Genomic DNA, 2,248 nt, shown 5'->3' with positions numbered 1-2,248 from the left:
ACAAACTTAACAAATATGCAATTCAATCCAAAAAAGTTACCATTGGCCCTGGATGTCAAAATTCCACTCTATGATTTATGGCAGCAAGCTGATTTAATTTATGATCAACAGATTCATTACCCTGTCATTACAATGTAATGTTTTATTTCTTAAAGATAATAACTGGTTTTTGTCATCAATTTTGAAATTGCAGTCATGGTGATTTTGACTGGCGCAGGTAAATCCACACCACCAGCCTGTAAGGCGGTATCACGATGATGCAATTCATCTTCATTCATTTGCTCCAATATTTTGCGTGAACGTTCATCATGTTCAGGCAGTTGTTGCAAATGTTGCTGTAAATGCTGGCTGACTTGACGTTCCGTTTCAGCGACAAAGCCGAGACTGTATTTGTCCCCTGCGATGCCTGCAATGGCACCCATACCATAGGAGAGGCCGTACCAGATTGGATTGAGTACACTGGTGTGGCTGTCTAGTTCTTTCAAACGATCTTCACACCATGCCAAATGATCATGTTCCTCAATCGCCGCTTGCTGCATTTCCTGACGTACATGGGGGAGTTTTGCTGTCAGTGCCTGACCATGATAAAGCGCCTGAGCACAAACTTCACCACTATGATTGACACGCATTAAACCTGCGACATGACGGGCATCACTGACACATAACTGTGATGGTTCATCGGTAGCAGGGTTTGTACGCTGGGAGCTTGTCGCACCTGGAACCAAACTACGCAGTGCCTGGTCAAATGAGTTGATCAGTTTATCGAGACCTGTGTAATGACGCATAGATTAATCCTCTAAAGTATTCGACGTATCTGCCAGCAAGGGTTTAAGTCGTTTTAATAACCAGAATGAAAAAATCGCACTTAAAATGGCGGTGATGATAAACAAGATTTTAATATCAATTTTTAAAATGCTTAAGATTAAAATTGAGAAAATTGCAGAGGACACCATGAACACCGCATTTAATATATTATTCGCCGCCACCACACGGGCACGATGGGAACGTGGTGAATAGGCTTGCATCATGGCATAGAGTGGGACGATAAAAAACCCGCCGCTAATTCCCAGTAAGGTTACGGCAAGCATGACATGGTAATACACCATACCACCTGTAAACATATCTTTTAATGAAAGCAGTTCGCCTGTGCGTTCAGGCACAAAAGTAAGGCTTGCCGCCAGATAAAGCGCAAATAAGGTTAAGCCAATCGCGCCATAAGGCACCATCTTAATATTAATTTCACGCCCACCAATCTTTCGGCATAGTAGTGAACCTACACCAATGCCGATGGAGAAAAAGGTAAGTAATAAGCTAACCACATTTTCAGAAGCGTGGAGATTTTGTTGGGTAAGCTGGGGAATCTGGGTGAGATAAGTCGCCCCATAAAACCAGTACCATGAATTGCCAAGCAGAATCGTAAAAATCAAAGGGATGCCTTTGACATATTTCAAGGTTTGGAAGCTGGTACGAAAAAAGTTCCAGTCAATTTTAAGGTCAGGCTCGGCCACTTTTTGCGGTAGAATAAAACGGCTGGATAAATAGCCTAAGCAGGCAATAGTTACCACTGTGATGCTAATCCACAGCAAATTACCCTCAGATGAGGCAATCACCGCACCGCCCAGAATCATACCGACCAAAATGGCGATAGATGTACCCGACTGGAACAATGCATTTCCCGACATCAATTCCTGTGGTTTAAGGATTTCAGGCAGAATGGCGTACTTGATTGGCCCAAAACAGGTGGAATGTGTTCCCATCAGGAATAAGGCAAATAACAGTAGCCATAAATTACCCAGTAAGAAACCTGCGCTGCCAATCAGCATAATCACGATCTCAAGAATCTTGATAAAGCGGATGAGTTGAGAACGCTCGTATTTATCGGCAATCTGTCCTGCGGTGGCGGAGAAGAGAAAGTAGGGCAATATAAACAGTAAAGCGGCTAAATTGTTGAGTGTGCTGATGGATGCAGACTGTTGTTGAATCCAGCCATAGGTAATCACCAGAAGGAGCGCCTGCTTATAAACATTGTCGTTAAGCGCACCAAAAAATTGAGTGAAAAACATCGGTGCAAACCGACGAGATGTCATTAAGCGGTCATCTTGTTTCATCATGTGTTCACTTCATTGTGTTTTATAAAAAATGTGACGAACTGTAAAAATGTGATGAAATGCATGTATGATATCCCTGTCTGATTGGATGAAAAATCAAAGATTTGAAGTTATTTCAGCCATCAAAAACGATAAATTAA

General features: G+C 42.3%; 2 protein-coding genes and 1 pseudogene. 1 reads left to right on the top strand and 2 read right to left on the bottom strand.

Features of this window, described 5'->3' with window-relative positions:
- Positions 1–138 (top strand): annotated as a pseudogene (locus tag B4H32_RS09145) (2-amino-4-hydroxy-6-hydroxymethyldihydropteridine pyrophosphokinase); the annotation flags it as partial.
- Between the two features lie 11 nt (positions 139–149).
- On the opposite strand, the gene coq7 reads toward B4H32_RS09145, so the two are convergent.
- Together coq7 and B4H32_RS09135 are read right to left on the bottom strand one after the other, a co-directional pair.
- Positions 150–785 (bottom strand): 2-polyprenyl-3-methyl-6-methoxy-1,4-benzoquinone monooxygenase, encoded by a 636-nt coding sequence (coq7, locus tag B4H32_RS09140; protein ID WP_286802323.1) that lies wholly within the window; start codon positions 783–785, stop codon positions 150–152.
- Positions 786–788: 3 nt separating this feature from the next.
- Positions 789–2,111 carry an MFS transporter gene (locus tag B4H32_RS09135; RefSeq protein WP_155756557.1) on the bottom strand — a complete coding sequence of 441 codons (1,323 nt, stop codon included), beginning with the start codon at positions 2,109–2,111 and terminating at the stop codon, positions 789–791.
- Between the last annotated feature and the right edge of the window lie 137 nt (positions 2,112–2,248).

This window comes from Acinetobacter sp. UBA2063 (genome assembly GCF_002333245.1).
Taxonomy (GTDB): domain Bacteria; phylum Pseudomonadota; class Gammaproteobacteria; order Pseudomonadales; family Moraxellaceae; genus Acinetobacter; species Acinetobacter parvus.
This window is presented reverse-complemented; position numbering and strand designations above follow the sequence as displayed.

What these genes read in the sequence shown, in the direction of transcription:
- coq7 (WP_286802323.1), bottom strand. Translation starts at nt 785, where the DNA reads ATGCGTCATTACACAGGTCTCGATAAACTGATCAACTCATTTGACCAG.
- B4H32_RS09135 (WP_155756557.1), bottom strand. Translation starts at nt 2,111, where the DNA reads ATGATGAAACAAGATGACCGCTTAATGACATCTCGTCGGTTTGCACCG.